The 20927-nt window shown below is 69.9% G+C and carries 19 protein-coding genes and 1 riboswitch; of the genes, 9 read left to right on the top strand and 10 right to left on the bottom strand.

The features are described from left to right. Nucleotides 1-126: 126 nt before the first annotated feature. The gene (locus IE249_RS15075) at nucleotides 127-384 is read left to right on the top strand and encodes a WhiB family transcriptional regulator (RefSeq protein ID WP_003992873.1); all 258 of its coding nucleotides are present in this window, start codon (nucleotides 127-129) and stop codon (nucleotides 382-384) included. 139 nt (nucleotides 385-523) lie between these two features. Here IE249_RS15075 and IE249_RS15070 read toward each other — a convergent pair whose 3' ends face one another. Both IE249_RS15070 and IE249_RS15065 read right to left on the bottom strand, forming a co-directional pair. Beyond that, complete coding sequence (locus IE249_RS15070; RefSeq protein ID WP_189705493.1) at nucleotides 524-1990, bottom strand: sensor histidine kinase; 1467 nt, start codon at nucleotides 1988-1990, stop codon at nucleotides 524-526. Nucleotides 1991-2436: 446 nt separating this feature from the next. Next, nucleotides 2437-3087, bottom strand: a complete 651-nt coding sequence (locus tag IE249_RS15065) for a TetR/AcrR family transcriptional regulator (protein WP_189705329.1) — start codon at nucleotides 3085-3087, stop codon at nucleotides 2437-2439. A gap of 216 nt (nucleotides 3088-3303) precedes the next feature. Between IE249_RS15065 and nagB the strand changes: the two genes are divergently transcribed. After that, complete coding sequence (gene nagB, locus IE249_RS15060; protein WP_189705328.1) at nucleotides 3304-4089, top strand: glucosamine-6-phosphate deaminase; 786 nt, start codon at nucleotides 3304-3306, stop codon at nucleotides 4087-4089. A 75-nt stretch (nucleotides 4090-4164) separates the two neighbouring features. Here the strand turns inward: nagB and IE249_RS15055 are convergent, their stop codons facing one another. The 4 genes from IE249_RS15055 to IE249_RS15040 all read right to left on the bottom strand — a co-directional run bounded on the left by IE249_RS15055 (nucleotide 4165) and on the right by IE249_RS15040 (nucleotide 8937). Then, nucleotides 4165-5685: a glycoside hydrolase family 3 protein gene (locus IE249_RS15055; protein ID WP_189705327.1), complete on the bottom strand. Its 1521-nt coding sequence runs from the start codon at nucleotides 5683-5685 to the stop codon at nucleotides 4165-4167. Between the two features lie 9 nt (nucleotides 5686-5694). Next, nucleotides 5695-6537 carry a carbohydrate ABC transporter permease gene (locus tag IE249_RS15050; protein WP_189705326.1) on the bottom strand — a complete coding sequence of 281 codons (843 nt, stop codon included), beginning with the start codon at nucleotides 6535-6537 and terminating at the stop codon, nucleotides 5695-5697. Beyond that, nucleotides 6534-7523 carry a carbohydrate ABC transporter permease gene (locus IE249_RS15045; protein ID WP_189705325.1) on the bottom strand — a complete coding sequence of 330 codons (990 nt, stop codon included), beginning with the start codon at nucleotides 7521-7523 and terminating at the stop codon, nucleotides 6534-6536. The genes IE249_RS15050 and IE249_RS15045 overlap by 4 nt, the downstream gene beginning before the upstream one ends. 130 nt (nucleotides 7524-7653) lie before the next feature. Continuing rightward, entirely contained in the window at nucleotides 7654-8937 is a 1284-nt protein-coding gene (locus IE249_RS15040) for an extracellular solute-binding protein (RefSeq protein WP_189705324.1), read from the bottom strand. A 467-nt stretch (nucleotides 8938-9404) separates the two neighbouring features. Between IE249_RS15040 and IE249_RS15035 the strand changes: the two genes are divergently transcribed. The 6 genes from IE249_RS15035 (at nucleotide 9405) to IE249_RS15010 (ending at nucleotide 16476) form a co-directional block, all read left to right on the top strand. After that, the gene (locus tag IE249_RS15035; protein ID WP_189705323.1) at nucleotides 9405-10169 is read left to right on the top strand and encodes a GntR family transcriptional regulator; all 765 of its coding nucleotides are present in this window, start codon (nucleotides 9405-9407) and stop codon (nucleotides 10167-10169) included. 118 nt (nucleotides 10170-10287) lie between these two features. Next, nucleotides 10288-10557 carry a DUF3311 domain-containing protein gene (locus IE249_RS15030; RefSeq protein ID WP_189705322.1) on the top strand — a complete coding sequence of 90 codons (270 nt, stop codon included), beginning with the start codon at nucleotides 10288-10290 and terminating at the stop codon, nucleotides 10555-10557. After that, nucleotides 10554-12182, top strand: coding sequence for a monocarboxylate uptake permease MctP (gene mctP, locus IE249_RS15025; RefSeq protein WP_189705321.1), 1629 nt, complete (start codon nucleotides 10554-10556; stop codon nucleotides 12180-12182). Before IE249_RS15030 ends, mctP begins: the two co-directional genes overlap by 4 nt. 73 nt (nucleotides 12183-12255) lie before the next feature. Continuing rightward, nucleotides 12256-12762, top strand: coding sequence for a GNAT family N-acetyltransferase (locus tag IE249_RS15020; protein WP_189705320.1), 507 nt, complete (start codon nucleotides 12256-12258; stop codon nucleotides 12760-12762). A 75-nt stretch (nucleotides 12763-12837) separates the two neighbouring features. After that, nucleotides 12838-12984: riboswitch (cobalamin riboswitch) on the top strand. A gap of 124 nt (nucleotides 12985-13108) precedes the next feature. Further along, complete coding sequence (locus tag IE249_RS15015) at nucleotides 13109-15463, top strand: ribonucleoside-diphosphate reductase subunit alpha (protein WP_189705319.1); 2355 nt, start codon at nucleotides 13109-13111, stop codon at nucleotides 15461-15463. Between the two features lie 56 nt (nucleotides 15464-15519). After that, nucleotides 15520-16476, top strand: a complete 957-nt coding sequence (locus IE249_RS15010) for a ribonucleotide-diphosphate reductase subunit beta (RefSeq protein ID WP_229858577.1) — start codon at nucleotides 15520-15522, stop codon at nucleotides 16474-16476. Here IE249_RS15010 and IE249_RS15005 read toward each other — a convergent pair. Next, nucleotides 16389-16604, bottom strand: a complete 216-nt coding sequence (locus tag IE249_RS15005; protein ID WP_189705318.1) for a hypothetical protein — start codon at nucleotides 16602-16604, stop codon at nucleotides 16389-16391. The genes IE249_RS15010 and IE249_RS15005 overlap by 88 nt on opposite strands. Before the next feature lie 93 nt (nucleotides 16605-16697). On the opposite strand from IE249_RS15005, the gene IE249_RS15000 reads away from it, so the two are divergent. Continuing rightward, the gene (locus IE249_RS15000) at nucleotides 16698-17663 is read left to right on the top strand and encodes a GlxA family transcriptional regulator (RefSeq protein WP_189705317.1); all 966 of its coding nucleotides are present in this window, start codon (nucleotides 16698-16700) and stop codon (nucleotides 17661-17663) included. Nucleotides 17664-17701: 38 nt separating this feature from the next. On the opposite strand, the gene IE249_RS14995 is transcribed toward IE249_RS15000, so the two are convergent. From IE249_RS14995 to def, 3 genes are all read right to left on the bottom strand, one after another. Further along, nucleotides 17702-19102: a bifunctional albaflavenone monooxygenase/terpene synthase gene (locus tag IE249_RS14995; protein ID WP_189705316.1), complete on the bottom strand. Its 1401-nt coding sequence runs from the start codon at nucleotides 19100-19102 to the stop codon at nucleotides 17702-17704. Next, the gene (gene cyc1 / locus IE249_RS14990) at nucleotides 19099-20178 is read right to left on the bottom strand and encodes an epi-isozizaene synthase (protein WP_189705491.1); all 1080 of its coding nucleotides are present in this window, start codon (nucleotides 20176-20178) and stop codon (nucleotides 19099-19101) included. Before cyc1 ends, IE249_RS14995 begins: the two co-directional genes overlap by 4 nt. A gap of 266 nt (nucleotides 20179-20444) precedes the next feature. Then, nucleotides 20445-20927 (bottom strand): peptide deformylase (def, locus tag IE249_RS14985; protein WP_229858504.1); only part of this gene is annotated, 483 nt, incomplete at its 5' end.

The raw sequence follows: 20927 nt of genomic DNA, 5'->3' as shown, positions 1-20927 counted from the left end.
ACCCCTCTTCAACTCACAGGACCACGTCAGGGAACCTGACGGTAGGCCCTTCCCTTGTTGAGGGATTCGTGAAAGCGTTCACATTCACAAGCAATCTGAATGTAATACCAAGGAGAGGTAGCAGCCATGGACTGGCGTCACAACGCCGTTTGCCGCGAGGAAGACCCCGAGCTCTTCTTCCCCATCGGCAACACCGGTCCTGCGCTGCTGCAGATCGAGGAAGCCAAGGCCGTCTGCCGTCGCTGCCCGGTTATCGAGCAGTGCCTGCAGTGGGCGCTCGAGTCCGGTCAGGACTCCGGCGTCTGGGGTGGTCTCAGCGAGGACGAGCGCCGCGCGATGAAGCGCCGCGCCGCCCGCAACCGGGCCCGTCAGGCCTCCGCCTGACCACAGCCATCCCGCTGACAGCCTGAGCTTGGCGGCGCGTACAGCGAGTACGCATCTCCCGCCCCCGAGCCGCAGCGCGCAGTATCAACGAGCGACTAGCCTCGGACCGCCAACGGTCCGGGGCTCTTTGCTGTGCCGGCTACTTGTTCGCCAGTACCGGGATGTCGAGGATCACGCGCGTGCCGCGCCCGGGCGCCGGGACCATGTCGAAGCTGCCGCCCAACTCCCCCTCCACCAGCGTGCGGACGATCTGCAGGCCCAGGTTGCCGGAGCGGTGCGGGTCGAAGCCCTCCGGCAGGCCGACGCCGTCGTCCTGGACGGTGACGAGCAGACGCGCCTCGCGCGAGGTGCCGCCGCGCACCGCGGAGACCTCCACGGTGCCCGTGTCGCCCTCGCGGAAGCCGTGCTCGAGGGCGTTCTGCAGGATCTCGGTGAGCACCATGGACAGCGGGGTGGCGACCTCGGCGTCCAGGATGCCGAAGCGGCCGCTGCGACGGCCCGTCACCTTGCCCGGGGAGATCTCGGCGACCATCGCCAGCACCCGGTCGGCGATCTCGTCGAACTCCACCCGCTCATCCAGGTTCTGAGACAGCGTCTCATGCACGATGGCGATCGAGCCGACCCTCCGCACAGCCTCCTCCAGGGCCTCCCGGCCGCGTTCGGAGTCGATGCGCCGGGCCTGGAGCCTGAGCAGGGCGGCCACCGTCTGGAGGTTGTTCTTGACCCGGTGGTGGATCTCCCGGATCGTCGCGTCCTTGGTGATCAACTCCCGCTCGCGGCGGCGCAGTTCGGTGACGTCCCGGAGCAGGACCAGCGAACCGATGCGGGTGCCCTTGGGTTTGAGCGGGATGGCCCGGAACTGGATGACACCGTCATGCGCCTCGATCTCGAACTCGCGCGGGGCCCAGCCGCTGGCCAGCTTCACCAGGGCCTCGTCCACCGGGCCCTTGGTCGGGGCGAGTTCGGCGGTGGTCCGGCCGAGGTGATGGCCGACGAGGTCGGCGGCCAGGCCGAGCCGGTGGTAGGCGGACAGCGCGTTCGGGGAGGCGTACTGCACGATGCCGTCCACGTCCAGCCGGATCAGCCCGTCGCCGACGCGCGGCGAGGCGTCCATGTCGACCTGCTGGTCCGGGAAGGGGAACGAGCCCGCCGCGATCATCTGCGCGAGGTCCGAGGCGCTCTGCAGATACGTCAGCTCCAGCCGGCTCGGGGTGCGCACGGTCAGCAGGTTGGTGTTGCGCGCGATGACCCCGAGCACCCGGCCCTCGCGCCGCACCGGGATGGACTCCACACGGACCGGGACCTCCTCGCGCCACTCCGGGTCGCCCTCGCGCACGATGCGGCCCTCGTCGAGCGCGGCGTCCAGCATGGGACGGCGGCCGCGCGGGACGAGGTGGCCGACCATGTCGTCCTGGTAGGAGGTCGGGCCGGTGTTGGGCCGCATCTGGGCGACCGAGACGTACCGGGTGCCGTCGCGGGTGGGGACCCACAGGACCAGGTCGGCGAAGGAGAGGTCGGAGAGCAGCTGCCACTCCGAGACCAGCAGATGGAGCCACTCGAGGTCGGAGTCGTCGAGGGCGGTGTGCTGGCGTACGAGTTCGTTCATGGAGGGCACGTCTGCGAGCGTACCTGGGCTTTTGGCCGGCGTTCGAACAGCCGGGGAGGGCGCCGTGCGCGGAGGGCGGGGGCGGGCGGGGCCCGGGAAACACCCGCGGGCCGCGGCGCCTGAGAGGGACCCTCAACCCTCCCGGCACCGCAGCCCGGAGCAGAATCGGCCGTGGGGTGTGCGGTCCCGGTCGGCCGAAGGTCGAGGAGCCGGTGCAGTCAGGGCAGAGAGCCCCGGTTCCTCGGTCCGCCTTCCTGTGCGGGGAAGGCGGAGGTCATGTGTGCGGACGTCGTGCGCGACTCCGGCGCGCGTTGCGCCGTTCGAGGCTTCTTTCAGCATTGTGGACTAGACCACTTCCGGCTGTCCATGAGCGGGAAGTCGTTCGTTGTCGTTTCTTCACCGATCCGGGCCGGTCCGGCGTCCCCCCGCAGCCTAGCCCGCCCGGATCAGCCGCGGGGCCAGATGGCCATGGCAATTTCGGCGAGTGCCTCCAGTTCCCCGCGACTCGCGCCGTCGCGCGCCTGCTGCGACATCCCCTGGATCACGGCGGCGACGTACCGGGCGAGCGCGCCGGTGTCGGCGCCGGCGGGCAGCTCCCCCGCCGCGACGCCCTCTTCCATACGGCGCCGGAAGGCGGCGATGTCGGCGTTGCGCCGCTCGCGCAGGAGTTCCTCGACCTCGGGGCTGGTGCAGTTGGCCGCGGCATGCAGGACGAGGCACCCGTGCGGGTGGCCGGGGGCCGTGTACGCGGCGGCGGCCTCCCGCAGCAGCCGCTCGACGGCGGCGCGGGCCGTGGGCTCCTCGGCCAGGGCACGGGGAGCGAAGGAGCGGTGGCGCTCGTCGTAGGCCAGCACGGCCTCGGCGAAGAGCGCCTGCTTGTCACCGAAGGCGGCGTACAGGCTCGGGGCGCCGATGCCCATGGCACGGGTGAGGTCGGAGACGGAGGTGGCCTCGTACCCGTGCTCCCAGAAGGCGAGGACGGCCTTCTCGAGCGCGGTGGCGCGGTCGAAGGAACGCGGCCGCCCCCGGCGCCGGGCGGCAGGCCCGACCTGCTCCGCGGCTGTGACCTGCGGGTTCGTCTCCTCGGTTCGCTCCATGGGGTGATTCTATAGCGGGCACTAGAGAAATGTCGGCGAGCTGCGGTACGGTCTTTCTGTAGCGATCGATAGTCAAATGCCGGAGGAGGAAGGGCACATGGACCCTCGGACCACCCCTCGACAGGGACCGATTCTGTTAGATTGGTCTAAACCACATCACCCCTCGTCTCCGGGTGCGGTCCCCTCCCCGGTACCCCTCAGATCGGCAGGCCCAGCGTGGAAGTTGTCATCGTTCCGGACGCCAGAGCGGGCGGCGAGCTCATCGCCGAGGCCATGGCGCGACTGCTGCGACGCAAGCCCGACGCGCTGCTCGGCGTGGCCACGGGCTCGACACCCCTTCCCGTCTACGAGGCCCTGGCGGCCAAGGTGGCCTCCGGCGCCGTGGACACCTCCCGGGCACGGATCGCCCAGCTCGACGAGTACGTGGGCCTGCCCGCCGACCACCCGGAGTCCTACCGCTCCGTGCTGCGGCGCGAGGTGCTGGAGCCGCTCGGGATCAAGATGGACGCCTTCCTCGGGCCCGACGGCACCGCCGAGGACGTGCAGGCGGCCTGCGAGGCCTACGACCGGGCGCTGGCCGGGGCCGGCGGGGTGGACCTCCAGTTGCTCGGGATCGGGACCGACGGGCACATCGGGTTCAACGAGCCGTGTTCCTCGCTCGCCTCCCGGACCCGGATCAAGACGCTGACCGAGCAGACCCGCGTGGACAACGCCCGCTTCTTCGACGGGGACGTCGAGCAGGTGCCGCACCACGTCATCACCCAGGGCATCGGCACCATCCTGGAGGCCCGCCACCTGGTGCTGCTGGCCACGGGCGAGGGCAAGGCGGACGCGGTCGCCGCGACGGTCGAGGGACCCGTCGCCGCCGTCTGCCCGGCCTCCGCGCTCCAGCTCCACCCGCACGCCACCGTCGTGGTCGACGAGCCCGCCGCCGCCAAGCTGAAGCTGGCCGACTACTTCCGTCACACCTACATCAACAAGCCGGACTGGCAGGGCATATAGCTCCGGGATCGCCGCACACGCAGAAGGTGCCGGCCGCCCCGAGGAGAGGTGACCGGCACCTTCGCCGTATCCCGGCTAGGCGGTCGGGACCCCCGTGCCCGCGATGGCCTCCGCGGCCGCGCGGCCGCAGACCCGGGCCGCGCCGTGAGTGGCGATGTGAAGGGCGCCACGAGGAGTGGCCTGGGGGACGCCCATCTCGACGACGATCGTGTCGGGGCGGGCCGCCAGCAGGGCGTCGAGGGCAGCGGCCATCCAGGGGTGGCGGTGCTCGTCGCGCACCACGGCGACCACGCGACGGCCGGCGGCCGCCCGAAGGATCTCGCGGCCGGCGTCGTCACCGGCGAAGGTGCCGGTCAGCGTGCCGGGCAGCAGCTGGGCGAGCTCCGCGGCCACGCCCCAGGGCGTCTCGTCGCCGACGGCGATGTTGGCGACGGGGGTGAGCGCGGCGACGTAGGGCGGGGCGGTGAGCGGGGTGGACGTCTCGCCGGGGGTGATCCGCAGGGCGCGGCGGGCCGCTCGCAGGCCGACCTCCTCGTCACCGGTGCCGGGCCGGTCCGGGGCCGCGGCCGCCGTCCAGTGGGCGAGCGCGCGCACGCGCTCGGCCGCGTCCGCGAGCCGCTCCTCGGGCAGTTCACCGGCGCGGACGGCCGCGACCAGGGCGTCGCGCAGCCGACGGACCGTCTCCTCGTCGGCGAGGCCGCCGCCCACGCAGATCGCGTCGGCGCCGGCCGCGACGGCGAGGACACTGCCCCGCTCGATGCCGTAGGTGCCGGCGATGGCCCGCATCTCCATGCCGTCCGTGACGATCAGGCCGTCGTACCCCATCTCACCGCGAAGGAGGTCGGTCAGCACCCGGTTGGACAACGTTGCCGGACGGTCCGGATCCAGCGCCGGGACCAGGATGTGGGCGCTCATCACGGCCTTGGTGCCGGCCTCGATCGCCGCGCGGAAGGGGGCCAGTTCCCGCTCGTGGAGCACGGAGGCGTCCACGTCGATGCGGGGCAGGGCGTGGTGGGAGTCGACGGCGGTGTCGCCGTGCCCGGGGAAGTGCTTGGTGCAGGCGGCGACGCCCGCCGACTGCAGGCCGGTGACGTAGGCGGCGGTGTGCCGGGCGGCCAGCGCGGTGCCGGCGCCGAAGGAGCGGACGCCGATGACCGGGTTGGCGGGGTTGGAGTTGATGTCGGCGGAGGGAGCCCAGTTGAAGTTCACCCCGCACTCGGCGAGGCGCCGGCCGAGTTCGCGGGCGACGGCACGCGTCAGGTCCACGTCGTCCACCGCGCCGAGGGCGTGGTTGCCGGGGAAGCTGGAGCCGGTGCGCACCTCCAGACGGGTGACGTCGCCGCCCTCCTCGTCGATGGCGACCAGGACGTCCTCGCGCTCGGCGCGCAACTGGGCGGTCAGTTCGGAGAGTTGTTCACGGGAGGTGATGTTGCGGCCGAACAGGCCGACCGAGGCCAGGCCCTCGCCGAGCCGGCGCAGCAGCCAGTCGGGGGCCCTGGTGCCGGTGAAGCCGGGCTGGAGGACGGTGAGCGCGTCGCGCGTCAGGCTGTCGTTCTCCGAGTTGGACGCAGTGGTTCCGCTGGCGAATGTCGTCATCGGGTGGCGTTATCCCTTCACGGCGCCCGCGGTCAGGCCCGCGGCCATCTTGCGCTGGACGATGAGGAACAGGACGACGATCGGCACGGCCATCATCGTGGCTCCGGCCATCATCGGGGCGTACTCGGTGCCGTGCTTGGTGGTGAAGTTGCCGAGCCAGACGGTCGCGGTCTGGTGCTCCTGGCTCAGCAGCATCAGGGCGTAGATGTACTCGTTCCAGGCCTGGATGAAACCGTAGACCGAGGTGGCGACCATGCCGGGGGCGAGCAGCGGGAAGACCACCCGGATGAAGGCGCCGGTGCGGGAGCAGCCGTCGACCATGGCCGCCTCCTCCAGTTCCCGGGGGATGTTGACGATGAAGCCGCGCAGGGTCCACACCGTGAAGGGGAGGATGAACGTGAGGTAGGTGATGATGAGGCCGGTCAGCTTGTCGTACTGCTTCAGGTCGTTGAGCAGCAGGAAGACCGGGATGATCATGGCGACCAGTGGCACCATCTGGACGGCGAGGATGCCCACGATCACGATCTTGCGGCCGCGGAAGGCGAAGCGGGAGATGGCGAGGGCGGCCAGCATGCCGACGACCATGCCGATCACCACGACGGACAGGGACACCACGAGGCTGCGGCCGACGGGGCCCCAGAAGTCGGAGATGTCCAGCGCGCGGCGGAAGTTGTCCAGGGTGACGCCGGTGGGCAGCAGGCTCGGGTCCGGGTCGATCGCGTCCTTGGCCGGTTTGAGGGCCGTGTTGAGCATCCAGTAGAGGGGGAAGCCGGCGATGACGAAGACGAGGAGGCCGAGCAGGTTCCAGCCGAGCCTGGACCTGCGCCGTCCGGCCGTCGCGGTGGCGCTCATTCGACCTCTCCGATCTTCAGCATCTGGCGCATGTAGACGGCGACCACGCCCAGCAGCAGCAATACGGTGATCAGGGCGATCGCCGAGCCCTGCGCGTAGTCGTTGACCACGAAGGCGCGGTCGTAGGAGTAGGTGTTGAGGACCTGGAACTCCGCCTCCGGGTGGCCGCCCCGCATGACGAACACCTGGGGGAAGACGCCCATGTCCCAGATCACCGACAGGGTCGTGAGCATCACGATGATGGGCTTGAGGACCGGGAGGGTGACATAGCGGAAGACGCCCCAGGCGCCCGCGCCGTCCAGGCGCGCGGCCTCCTCCAGTTCCCTGGGGACCTGGGTCAGGCCGGCGCTGAGGGTGATGACCACGAAGGGCACGGCGCCCCAGACCACCAGCAGCATGATCACGGCCAGGCCCTCGGGTCCGCTGGCGAACCAGTTGTGCCCGATCATCTGTACCCCGGGCAGCTTGCTGAGGAGCGCGTTGAAGACGCCGTAGTCGGAGTCGAAGAGCCACTTGAAGACGGTGGTGGCCACGATGACGGGCATGCCCCAGCTCGCCACCAGCACGATGTTGATAAGGGTCTTCACCCAGCTGGAGACCCGCTGCTGAAGCAGCGCGATCGCCATGCCGATGACCATGGTGAACACCACGGAGCCGACCGCGAACACCACCGTGCGCAGGACGACCGCCCAGAACTCGCTGTCGGTCAGCACCTGGGTGAAGTTGCTGAATCCGACCCAGTCGGCCGACTGGAAGCCCCACAGCTGCGGCTGGCCGAACTTCTGGAAGGACAGGGTGACCAGCCGGACCAGTGGATAGGCCATGACCAGGGCCAGGATGAGCAGGCAGGGCGCGAGCAGCAGCCAGGGGGTCGCCGCCTGGCCCGAGGTCGCCCGCCGTCTGCCGGGCCGCGCCGCCGCGGGCGGTGGGGGCGCCTGCCGCGGTGGCGGCACCTTGGCTGGGGTGGTGGTGTCTGCGGCACTCATCGCGCGCTCCTCAGCGGTCCCTCAAGGGGTCGTACGAAGGCGAAGCCCCGCACGGCCGTGCGGGGACGCGGGTCCGCGCACGGCCGTACGAGGGGCAGGGCCCTGCCGGCGGCAGAGCCCTGCGCTCGGGTCACTTGGTGTTGATGACCTTGTCGATGGCGGCGTCCGCGTCCTTGGCGGCGGCCTCCACCGACTTCTTGCCGGTGCCGATGTTCTGCAGCATGGTCTGCAGCACCTGGGCCTTCTCGACCTGGCCCCAGCCGGGAGCCATCGGGACGAACCAGTTGGACTCGGCCGCGGTGGCCGGGACGACCGTGGCGGGGTCGTTCTTCAGGGTCGCGAGGTCGGTCTTGTTGTTGGGCAGGTTGCCCTTGGCCATCAGTCCCTTCTGGCCGGAGGGGCCGGTGAAGGCGTTGATCCACTCGGCGGCCAGCGTCTGGGCCTTGGACTTCACCGGGACGGCGAGGTCGGAGCCGCCGAGGAAGACCGGCATGTTCTTGCCGGACGGGCCGGGCATCACGAAGTTCTCGAGGTTGTCCTTGAGCTTGCCCGTCTTGTCGTTCTTCGGGTCGGCCGCGGTGCCGCCCTCCCAGGCGGCGGCGAACATCATCGCCGACTTGCCCTGGCCGTAGACGATGTACCGGTCGGACTCGTCCTTGGTCTTGTCACCGTGCATGTACTTGTCGATGACGTTCTTGAACTCGTTCAGGCCCTTGAGGGACTCGGGCGAGGAGAGGTTGGCCTTCCACTGGCCGCCCTCCTCCTTGGCGATGGAGCCGCCCGCGTCGTAGACGAAGGACATGCCCGCGTACCAGTCGCGCGTGGGCTGGTACCAGGCGCTGAACTTGTCGCCCTGCTTCTTCTGCACCTTGTCCAGGTCGGCGGTGAGCTCCTGGTAGGTCTTCGGCACGGACTTGACGCCGGCCGCGGCCATCACGTCCTTGCGCCAGGTGGCCACGCGGCCGCCGGCGTAGTACGGCACGCCGTAGGTCTTGCCCTCGTAGGTCACCGAGGTCTTCAGACCGTCGAGCCAGGCCGAGGAGTTGTCGAACTTGGCCGGGTCGACCGGGGCGAAGGCGCCCTTGACCATGTAGCTCAGCATCTCGCTGTTGCCCATCTCGACCACGTCGGGGGCCTTGTCGGTGGCGAGCACCGCGTCGAGCTTGGTGTTCTTGTCGGGCCAGCCGTAGTACTCGTGCTTGATCTTCAGGCCCGGGTGATTCTTCACGACGGCCGCGTCGGCGGCCTTCACCAGCTCGGGCCAGTTGTTCTGCGCGTCCACGGTGAGCCAGACGGTCAGCTCCTTCGCGTCCGCGCCGCCCTTGTCCGAGCCCCCGCCGTTGTCACTACCGCATGCCGCGATGGAGACCATCATGCCCGCGACACCGATCGCGGCTGCCAGCTTGCGCTTCACGCCACCCTCCTCAGGGATGCCACAAAACCCCCCTGCCTCCCCGCGGCTTGAAGCGTCAACGCATACCGCCCGTGGGGCCGGGACCTGGACCAATGGTGTAGACCAGTACGGGGAGCTTGGCCCAGACCAATAGGGCTGTCAAGGGTGTTCAAGCGCGCTCCCGACGTCCGTTATGGGACCGCGATATGCAGGGACCTTTCATTGCTCAACCGGCCAAACGGACGCACGGATTCCATCCGGGCGCGCACTGGACCACCGGCGCTCACTCCCTTCCGCGCGCCCGCTCGCGCGCGTGGACCACTTCCCTCGCCCGGAGGATGGACTAGACCAACCAGGGTCACGACGGTATACAGAGGAGATCACGGAGCGTGCGGGTGACGACCCGGCACACGAAGCCGTGCCACGATGTGAGCCGTGGCCGATGGGGATGTCGGTCGCTTCGGCACCTGGAGCCGGGAAGGCAGAGCATGAGCACCGACGTCAGCAGTGCGGAGAACGAGGGTGGGGCGACCGTCCGTACCGCGCGTGTGCCCAAGTACTACCGCCTGAAGAAGCACCTGCTCGACATGACGCAGACGCAGGCGCCGGGCACACCGGTGCCGCCCGAGCGGACGCTGGCGGCCGAGTTCGACACCTCGCGCACCACCGTGCGCCAGGCACTTCAGGAACTGGTCGTCGAGGGCAGGCTGGAGCGCATCCAGGGCAAGGGCACCTTCGTCGCCAAGCCCAAGGTCTCCCAGGCGCTGCAACTGACCTCCTACACCGAGGACATGCGCGCCCAGGGTCTGGAGCCGACCTCTCAGCTGCTCGACATCGGCTACATCACCGCCGACGACCGGCTCGCCGAGCTGCTCGACATCACGGCCGGCTCACGCGTGCTGCGCATCGAGCGGCTGCGCATGGCCAACGGCGAGCCGATGGCCATCGAGACCACGCATCTGTCGGCCAAGCGCTTCCCGGCGCTGCGCCGTTCGCTGGTGAAGTACACCTCCCTCTACACCGCGCTGGCCGAGGTCTACGACGTCCACCTCGCCGAGGCCGAGGAGACTATCGAGACCTCGCTGGCCACCCCGCGCGAGGCGGGCCTGCTCGGCACCGACGTGGGACTGCCGATGCTGCTGCTGTCCCGGCACTCCCTGGACCGGGAGGGCAATCCGGTGGAATGGGTGCGTTCCGTCTACCGCGGCGACCGCTACAAGTTCGTGGCGCGCCTCAAGCGGCCCGCCGACTGAGGCGGCCGCCGGCCGTCCTCGCGATCCGGTATGCCGACGAGGGGTTCCGTTCCCTCGACACCGTGACCTAGATTGCCTGCGCGTTACACCGGTGACCAGCGAGGGGACGGAGCAGCACATGTCAGATGCCCCAGAAGTCGGCAGAGGGACGGTGACACCCGTGCGGGTGGCCATCGCGGTCTGCCTCGTCGCGCCGTTCGTGGCGATGCTGTGGGTCGGTTCCTATGCCAAGACCGATCCCGCGTTCATCGGCATCCCGTTCTTCTACTGGTACCAGATGCTGTGGGTGATCGTGTCCACGGCGCTGACGATGACCGCGTACAAGCTGTGGCAGCGCGACCAGCGCGGCCGCGCCGTCCGGAGCGCGGACGGGGGCGAGGCGAAGTGAAGACCGGCGTCAACGGCGTCGCGCTCGGCGTCTGCATCTTCTTCTTCCTGCTCGTCACCGTCATGGGCTTCCTGGCCGCCCGCTGGCGCCGGGCCGACAACGAGCACAGCCTGGACGAATGGGGCCTGGGCGGGCGGTCGTTCGGCACCTGGATCACGTGGTTCCTGCTCGGCGGCGACCTGTACACGGCGTACACCTTCGTGGCGGTGCCGGCGGCGATCTACGCGACCGGCGCGGCCGGCTTCTTCGCGGTGCCGTACACGATCCTGGTGTACCCGCTGATCTTCACCTTCCTGCCCCGGCTGTGGTCGGTCTCGCACCGGCACGGATACGTGACGACCTCGGACTTCGTGCGCGGCCGCTTCGGCTCCAAGGGCCTGTCGCTGGCGGTGGCGCTCACCGGCATCCTGGCGACCATGCCGTACATCGCGCTCCAACTCGTCGGCATCCAGGCGGTGCTGGACGTGATGGGCGTCGGCGGCGGCGACAACACCAACTGGTTCGTGAAGGACCTGCCGCTGCTGATCGCCTTCGGCGTGCTGGCGGCGTACACCTACTCCTCGGGGCTGCGGGCGCCCGCGCTGATCGCGTTCGTGAAGGACGCGCTCATCTACATCGTCATCGCGGTCGCGATCATCTACATCCCGATCAAACTGGGCGGGTTCGACGACATCTTCGCCAAGGCGACCGCGGCCTTCGGCCAGACCAACCCGGCCACCGGCAAGCCGCGCGGCGCGCTCGTGCCCGCCGAGGCGGGCCAGTGGACGTACGCCACACTCGCGCTCGGCTCCGCGCTGGCGCTGTTCATGTACCCGCACTCGATCACCGCGACGCTGTCCTCGCGCAGCCGTGAGGTGATCCGCCGCAACACCACGATCCTGCCGCTGTACTCGCTGATGCTGGGCCTGCTGGCGCTGCTCGGGTTCATGGCGATCGCGGCCGGGGTGAAGGTGACCAACGGTCAGCTGGCCATCCCGCAGCTGTTCGAGAACATGTTCCCGGACTGGTTCGCGGGCGTGGCGTTCGCGGCCATCGCCATCGGCGCGCTGGTCCCGGCGGCCATCATGTCGATCGCGGCGGCCAACCTGTTCACCCGCAACATCTACAAGGACTTCATCAAGCCCGGCGCCACGGCCAAGGAGGAGACCCGGGTTTCCAAGATCGTGTCGCTGCTGGTGAAGGTGGGCGCGCTGGTCTTCGTCCTGACCATGGACAAGACGGTCGCCATCAACTTCCAGCTGCTGGGCGGCATCTGGATCCTGCAGACCTTCCCGGCCCTGGTCGGCGGCCTGTTCACCCGCTGGTTCCACCGCTGGGCCCTGCTGGCCGGCTGGGCGGTCGGCATGGTCTACGGCACGGTCGCCGCCTACGGGGTCGCCTCGCCCACGCAGAAGCACTTCGGCGGCTCGGCCAAGGAGATCCCGGGCATCGGCGAGATCGGCTACATCGGCATGACGGCGTTCGTGCTGAACCTGGCCGTCGCGGTGGTCCTCACCTTCGCCCTCAGGGCGCTGAAGGCGCCCGAGGGCGTGGACGAGACCCGCCCCGAGGACTACACGGCGGACGCGGGCGACCCCGGCGTCCAGGTCGAACTGCCGCCGGCCACGGCGGGCAGCGCGCACTGATCCGACGCCTCACGAGCGGGCCGCCGGGGAAATCCGGCGGCCCGTTGTCGTACCCGTCCGGCACACTCGGCGCATGGACATCGTGATCCGGCCGGCGGAACCCGGCGAGTACGCCACTCTGGGCGAGATCACCGCCGAGGCCTATCTCGGGGACGGGCTGCTCGACTTCGGGGAGAGCGACGCCTATCTCGGCGAGCTGCGGGACGTGGCGAAACGGGCGGCCGCCGCCGAGGTGCTGGTCGCCGTGGCGGAGGGCCGGGTGCTCGGCGGAGTGACGTTCGTGCCCCGCGGCGGCCCGATGGCCGACATCTCCGGGCCCGGCGAGGCGGAGATACGGATGCTCGCTGTCGCGCGGGCCGCCCGCGGCCGGGGCGCCGGCGAGGCGCTGGTGCGGGCCTGCCTCGACCGCGCGCGGGCGGTCGAGGGCTGCGTCCGCGTGGTGCTGTCGTCCCAGCGGACCATGCGCGCGGCCCACCGCGTCTACGAGCGCCTGGGCTTCGTGCGCTCCCCCGAGCGCGACTGGAACCCGCTCCCGGACCTCGACGGCCTGTTGCTGATCACCTATGAGCTGACGCTCTGACACATCCGCAACCTGCACGGCGCACCGGGCGCGGCACAACATATGGGGGTGGTCGACTCACCCGGCACAAGATGTATGCTCATGCTCGCTGTCGCCGCAGGGGAATCCGGTGCGAATCCGGAACTGTCCCGCAACGGTGTACGTGTGCGTGTTCATCGGTGTTCGTCCGCATGAGCCCGCACTCGCGTCAGTCCGAGGACCTGCCGACAGTGCGCCCGGCCGTCCGGCCGGGTGCCGAGACGTCCGGGCCTCGTGGAATGGGCCGGTGGACGCGGCGCCGTAGTGCGCGCGTGCGCTGCCCCCTGCCCTCGGCGAGGTCCCCGTGCCGAGCGAGGGAGAGCCCCACGTGACCATCGCGCCAGCCGATCCGGCCTCAGCGACTTCGCTGGACGACGGTCCGGGAGCCGCGCTGCTGCGGACCCTGACCGAGCTGACCGCCGACCTCCCCGACACCGACCCCGGCCGGGTCGCCGCCGCCGCGCTGCGCGGCCGGTCGGCGCACGCCGACGAGGCGGAGCTGCGGGAACTGGCCACCGAGGCGGCAGCGGGGCTCATCTCCGAGGACCCCGCCTACTCGCGGCTGGCCGCGCGGCTGCTGACCCTCACCATCCGCGCCGAGGCCGCCTCCCAGGGCGTCACGTCCTTCACCGCGTCCATCGCGGCCGGGCACCGCGAGGGCCTGATCGCCGACCGGACCGCCGAGTTCGTACGCCTGCACGGCGCGCGTCTGGACGCCCTCGCCGACCCGGCCGCCGACGACCGCTTCGGCTACTTCGGGCTGCGCACCCTGCACAGCCGCTATCTGCTGCGCCACCCGGTCACCCGCAAGGTGACCGAGACGCCGCAGCACTTCCTGCTGCGCGTCGCGGCCGGCCTCGCGAAGGACGACTCCTCCCGCGCGGCGGACGAAGTGGCCGCGCTGTACCGGCTGATGAGCCGGCTGGACTACCTGCCCTCCTCCCCCACCCTGTTCAACTCCGGCACCCGGCACCCCCAGATGTCGTCCTGCTACCTGCTCGACTCCCCCAGGGACGAGCTCGACAGCATCTACGAGCGCTACCACCAGGTCGCCCGGCTGTCCAAGCACGCCGGCGGCATCGGCATCGCCTACTCCCGCATCCGCTCCCGGGGTTCGCTGATCCGCGGCACCAACGGGCACTCCAACGGCATCGTGCCGTTCCTGAAGACCCTGGACGCCTCGGTGGCCGCCGTGAACCAGGGCGGCCGGCGCAAGGGCGCGGCCGCGGTCTACCTGGAGACCTGGCACTCGGACATCGAGGAGTTCCTTGAGCTGCGCGACAACACCGGCGAGGACGCCCGGCGCACCCACAACCTGAATCTCGCGCACTGGGTCCCGGACGAGTTCATGCGCCGGGTGAACGCCGACGGCCAGTGGTCGCTGTTCTCCCCGGCGGACGTGCCCGAGCTCACCGACCTGTGGGGCGAGGAGTTCGACGCCGCCTACCGCCGGGCCGAGGCGGCCGGGCTCGCGCGCCGGACGCTGCCGGCCCGGGACCTGTACGGCCGGATGATGCGCACCCTGGCGCAGACCGGCAACGGCTGGATGACGTTCAAGGACGCCGCCAACCGCACCGCCAACCAGACGGCCGAGCCGGGACACGTGATCCACTCCTCGAATCTCTGCACGGAGATCCTGGAGGTCACCGACGACGAGGAGACGGCGGTCTGCAACCTCGGCTCGGTCAACCTGGGCGCGTTCGTGACGGACGGCGGCATCGACTGGGAGCGGCTGGACGAGACGGTCCGCACCGCCGTGACCTTCCTCGACCGCGTGGTGGACATCAACTTCTACCCGACCGGGCAGGCGGGCCGCTCCAACGCCCGATGGCGCCCGGTGGGCCTCGGCACGATGGGCCTGCAGGACGTGTTCTTCAAGCTGCGCCTGCCCTTCGACTCCCCCGAGGCGCGGGAGCTGTCCACCCGCCTCGCGGAGCGGATCATGCTGGCCGCCTACGAGGCCTCCGCCGACCTCGCCGAGGTCGACGGCCCGCTGCCTGCCTGGGAGAAGACCCGCGCCGCGCGGGGTGTGCTGCACCCCGACCACTACGACGTCGAGCTCGCCTGGCCGGAGCGCTGGGCGGCCCTGCGCGAGCGGATCGCCGAGACCGGCATGCGCAACTCCCTGCTGCTGGCCATCGCGCCGACCGCCACCATCGCGTCCATCGCGGGCGTGTACGAGTGCATCGAGCCGCAGGTGTCCAACCTGTTCAAGCGCGAGACGCTGTCCGGGGAGTTCCTCCAGGTCAACTCCTACCTGGTGGCGGAGCTGAAACGGCTCGGCGTGTGGGACGCCCGCACCCGTGAGGCGCTGCGCGAGGCCAACGGCTCGGTGCGGGACTTCGCGTGGATCCCCGAGGACGTGCGGCGGCTGTACCGCACGGCGTGGGAGATCCCGCAGCGCGGTCTGATCGACATGGCCGCGGCCCGCACCCCGTTCCTGGACCAGGCGCAGTCCCTGAACCTGTTCATGGAGACGCCGACCATCGGCAAGCTCTCCTCGATGTACGCCTACGCCTGGAAGTCCGGGCTGAAGACGACGTACTACCTGCGCTCCCGCCCGGCGACGAGGATCGCCCGCGCGGCCCGCGCCACCGCCACCGTCCCCGTCCAGCAGCCGGTCGACTCCGATGCGGTCGCCTGCTCCCTTGAGAACCCCGAGTCCTGCGAGGCCTGCCAGTGAGTGACACCCGTAACACCAACCTGCTCGACCCGGGCTTCGAGCTGACCCTGCGGCCCATGCGCTACCCCGACTTCTACGAGCGCTACCGGGACGCCATCAGGAACACCTGGACGGTGGAGGAGGTCGACCTCCACTCCGACGTCGCCGACCTGGCGAAGCTGAGCCCGGGCGAGCAGCACCTGATCGGCCGGCTGGTCGCGTTCTTCGCGACGGGCGACTCGATCGTGGCCAACAACCTGGTGCTGACGCTCTACAAGCACATCAACTCACCCGAGGCGCGGCTGTACCTGAGCCGGCAGTTGTTCGAGGAGGCCGTGCACGTCCAGTTCTATCTGACGCTGCTGGACACCTATCTCCCCGATCCCGACGACCGGGCGGCCGCGTTCGCGGCGGTGGAGAACATCCCCTCCATCAGGGAGAAGGCGGAGTTCTGTTTCCGGTGGATGGACTCGGTGGAGAAGCTGGACCGGCTGGAGACGAAGGCGGACCGCCGCCGCTTCCTGCTCAACCTCATCTGCTTCGCCGCCTGCATCGAGGGCCTGTTCTTCTACGGCGCCTTCGCCTACGTCTACTGGTTCCGCGGCCGGGGCCTGCTGCACGGGCTGGCCACCGGCACCAACTGGGTGTTCCGGGACGAGACGATGCACATGTCGTTCGCCTTCGACGTGGTGGACACCGTGCGCAAGGAGGAGCCGGACCTCTTCGACGAGGAGCTCGGCCGGCAGGTGACCGGCATGCTGAGGGAGGCCGTCGAGGCCGAGCTGCAGTTCGCGCGCGACCTGTGCGGCGACGGCCTCCCGGGGATGAACACCGACTCCATGCGGCAGTACCTGGAGTGCGTCGCCGACCAGCGTCTTGCGCGGCTCGGCTTCGCCCCGGTGTACGGCTCGGAGAACCCGTTCTCCTTCATGGAGCTGCAGGGCGTTCAGGAGCTGACCAACTTCTTCGAGCGGCGTCCCTCGGCGTACCAGGTGGCGGTGGAGGGCACCGTGGACCTGGACGAGGACTTCTGAGCGCTCTCGATCTGGCGGTCGATCCGGCGGTCGCGCACGACGCCGATCACCGAGGGGAGGACCATCAGGACCAGCAGTCCGAAGGTCGCGAGCATTCCGATCAGGGCCTGGATCTGGTTTGTGTTCATGCACACCACTGTCGCGCGGGATGCTCCTTACCGTGAGTGGCAGGACTGCCGTACAGCTTCAAATTCCTGCCACTCCTCGGGCAGACTGGAGACATGTTGAAGAACGTGGCCGCCGTCCTGCTGGACGGAGTGCATCCCTTCGAACTCGGTGTCGTCTGCGAGGTCTTCGGCATCGACCGCAGCGACGACGCGCTTCCGGTGTACGACTTCGCGGTGGTCTCCGCCGAGGGCCCGGCGCTGGGCACGCACGTGGGCGGGCTCGGCGTGACCACGCCGTACGGGCTCGACCGGCTCCAGGAGGCCGACCTGATCGCCGTCCCGGCCGGGAACGACTTCCCCAGCCGCCGGTACCCGCCCGGGCTGCTGGACGAGCTGCGGCGGGCCGTGGACCGGGGCGCGCGGGTGCTGAGCGTGTGCTCGGGGGTCTTCGTGCTCGGGGCCGCCGGGCTGCTGGACGGGCGGCGCTGCGCGGTGCACTGGCACCACGCGGCCGAGCTGGCCCGGCAGTACCCCCGCGCGGTGGTCGAGCCGGACGTGCTCTACGTGGACGAGGACCCGGTGATCACCTCGGCGGGCACGGCCGCGGGCATCGACGCCTGTCTGCACATCGTGCGCAAGGAGCAGGGCCCGGAGGTCGCCAACAAGATCGCCCGGCGGATGGTGGTGCCGCCGCACCGGGACGGCGGGCAGGCGCAGTACATCGAGCGGCCGCTGCCGAAGTCCCGCTGCGACACGGTGGGCGAGGTGCTGGCCTGGATGGAGCAGCACCTCGACGAGGAGGTGACCGTGGAGCAGCTCGCCGCCCGGGCGCACATGTCCCCGCGGACCTTCGCCCGCCGCTTCCAGCAGGAAACGGGCACGACTCCGTACCGCTGGATCCTGCGCCAGCGCGTGCTGCTGGCGCAGGACCTGCTGGAGGCGACGGACGAGACGATGGACTCCATCGCCGACCGGGCCGGCTTCGGCACGGCGGCCGCGCTGCGGCACCAGTTCGTCCGGGCGCTGGGCACCACGCCGAACGCCTACCGGCGGGCGTTCCGGGGCCCGGAGGCCGCCTGACCGCGCGCCGGAGGCGCTTCACCGCAGGGCGCCGACGCTCAGCGCGCGACCGGGCGCACCAGCAGGTTGTGCGGACGGAGCGTGATGCCCACCCTGACCGCGTCGTTGGACCCGGGGGCCTGCTCCAGGCGGAACCTGGTCGCCACCGCGGCGGTGACCAGGGAGAGCTGGGCCATCGAGAAGTGGTCGCTGGGGCACTTGCGGTTTCCCACACTGAACGGACGCATGGCGTATTTCGGTACGTCCTTGGACCGCTCCGGAAGCCAGCGGTCGGGGTCGAACTCCAGGTGGTCCCGGTACGACCGCGGATCGCGCTGGATTGCGTACGGACTGTAGATGATGTCGGCCCCGGCCGGAATGCGATAGCCACCGAGTTCGGTGTCGGCGACCGCCCGCCGCGTCAAAATCCATACGGCGGGCCGCAGGCGCATCGTCTCCACGATGACATTGTTGGTGTGGGTGAGCCTGCGGACGTCGTCGAATCCGACCGGTCGACCATTGGTCACGGATTCGACCTCGGCGCGGATCCGGTCCGCGTGTTCGGGATGCTCGGCAAGTGCCTGAAGCAACCACATGACCGTGGAGGCGATGGTTTCGCTTCCGGGGGTGAGTATCGCGACCACCTGGTCATGGATCTCCTGCTCCCCGATGGGCTCGCCATTGTCGTCCTTCGCCTCCAGCAATGCCGTCAGCAAATCGTCCGGCTTTTGACCGGATGCGCGGCGCTCGGCGACGATCTCGTCGACCAGGAGATGCAAATCGGCCAGTGCCCGGTTGAATTCCCTGTTGCCCGGCAGGGGCAGCCGGTACAGGGGCCCGAGCGGCACCACCATCCGCCGGTACATGCCGCGGAAGACGGTGGCGAGCGCGGTGCACAGCCGCTCGGCCCGTTCGTCCATGTACTGCCCGCGCAGCAGGCAGCGGGCCGCGATGCGCACCGCGATCCGGAACGACTCCGAGGTGCAGTCGACGACCTGCCCCGGGCGCCAGCGCGCGGTCAGCGCGTGCGCCTCCTCCTCCATGATCGGGCCGTAGGCGGGGATGGCGTCGAGCCGGAAGGCGGGCTGGACGGTGCGGCGCTGACGCCGGTGCAGCGCGCCGTTGGCCGTGGCCACGCCCTGCTTGCCGAGCAGTCCCTCCAGGGACTCCCACAGCGGGCCGGAGATGATGTAGTCGGGGCTGAGGGCCACCGCGCCGGTGAGGGTGGGCGTGGTGACGGCGTAGACCGTCTTGGGGCCGAGCCTGAGGCGGACGACGTCGCCGTGGTCGCGCAGTTGCGACATGAAGCCCAGCGGGTCGCGGACCAGCTTCAGACCGTGCCCGAGGACGGGGACCGCGCCGCCGGCGACGGGCGGTTCGAGGAGCTGCCCGGCGGGCGGCTCGTCCGGCGCGGCGGCCGGTTCCGGGCGGCTTTCGGGTTGCACCGACTCGACGGTCATTTCTCACCTGCCGCTTCGTTGTTGACGTACGGGGGCGTGGACCGGTCGTCCCAGCTGTCGACCATGTACCGGCCCGACTCGTGGTGGAACCAGTAGACGGAGCTGAACCAGTTCCGCATATTGCCGACACAGGCCCGCACCGCGGCACCGAGTTCTTTTCCCCGCACCGTGCCGTCCGCGAGACGGTCCGCGAGCCGTAACGCCTCGCGTTCCGCGACGAGGAAATCCGATACGCATTCCTCGATGCGCCGCCGCATTTCCGTGACGGCTTCCTCGAGGGTCAGCCCCTCGTGTTTCACAAGACTGATTCCGAGATTGTGGACCTCGTCGCCCGCGATTTCCTTGGGCAGGGAGCACAGGTCGTTGTACCAGGCGGCGAATTCCTGGCTGAGCAGTGCCGGGCGCCGGTATGCGGGGTGTTTCCGCACGGCGTCCGGGAGTTCGCATTCCGCGCTCGGCTCCAGCAGGTCGGTCCAGATCCAGTGCGCGAAGGTGAGCCGGCGCAGCGCCAGGTATTCACCGACCGTGGGCACGACGCCCTCGGTGCGGTTGCGGAACTCCCGGTCGTACGCCTCGATCACCGCGTGGAAGTGCCGCGCGAACCGGGCGTTCCAGTCCGGCGACAGGAACGAGTACAGGCGCAGCACGCTGTCCGCGAACCCAGCGACCAGGGCATCCTGGTGGTGCAGATGGTCCTGGGGGGAGTCGAGGGCCGTGTGAAGCGCCCGCCGCAGTCGCCGCCAGGCGTCGGGCCTGCCGTGGACGATGTCGCGGTCGTGGCGGTCGTCCCAGACGAAGAACCACGCGCTGTAGTCGGCTATCGCCTGGAGCACCTCGTCGGGCGCGCCGAGGTAGTAGCCCGCCATGAGGTCGGTGTAGCACAGGCCGTCGGCATATTCCTCCACCTTGTCCGCGGGCATGAGCCGTTTTTCCAGCAGCCAGCAGCGCGTCTTCTCCTGGAGTTCTGGCCAATAGGCGTGGAGTTGCCTGGGAAACGCGGCCTCGATCACCGGAAGAGCGAGCGATGGTGGGACTGCGACCGCTGTCGATGTGGTGCTGTGTGGGAAAGCTGGCACGAACAAACCCCTCTCAGCCGCCAGTTGCGTCCGCCCCCTTCGTCGTGCCGGGCGCACGCCGTCGCGTATCCCCGCACTCCCATTCAGCACCACAACTGACCGTTCTGGGAACGGATTTGCTGCACTCACCACCCCGGGATGCCGAGAATATCCCCTTGTGTGTCTGAATATGAATCGATAGGGGCGCACAAGGGATCGATTGTGCGACGCACACATGAACGCGTCCGACCGGGCAAGTCCGGTCGGACGCCTGGCGCGAGAGAGGGTCAGTCGTTGGCGACCACGGGGTAGCGCGGCTCGTTCTCGGCCATCTGCCGCAGCGCGTCCTTGCGTTCACGCTTGGAGAGCCGGTCGATGTAGAGGTAGCCGTAGAGGTGGTCGGTCTCGTGCTGGAGGCAGCGGGCGAAGTAGCCGGTGCCGCGCACCCTGACCGGGTTGCCCTTCTCGTCCTGCCCGGTGACCTCTGCGTAGTCGGGACGGGCGAGCGGCGCGTAGGCGGTCGGCACGGACAGGCAGCCCTCGTTGCTGTCGTCCAGGCGGCGCCGGTCGGCGGGCAGCTCGACCAGCTTGGGGTTGCAGACCACGCCGACGTGCCGGACGCCCTCGTCGTCGGGGCAGTCGTAGACGAAGACCTTCAGGTCCACGCCGATCTGGTTGGCGGCCAGGCCCACGCCCTCGGCGGTGCGCTGGCTGGCGAACATGTCCGCGACCAGCTGCGCCAGTTCCTCGCCGAACTCGGTGACGTCCTT

Source organism: Streptomyces anandii JCM 4720, from assembly GCF_014650655.1.
Lineage (GTDB): Bacteria > Actinomycetota > Actinomycetes > Streptomycetales > Streptomycetaceae > Streptomyces > Streptomyces anandii.
Note: the sequence above shows the minus strand (reverse complement) of the source record. Positions and strands in the feature narration are given on the sequence as shown.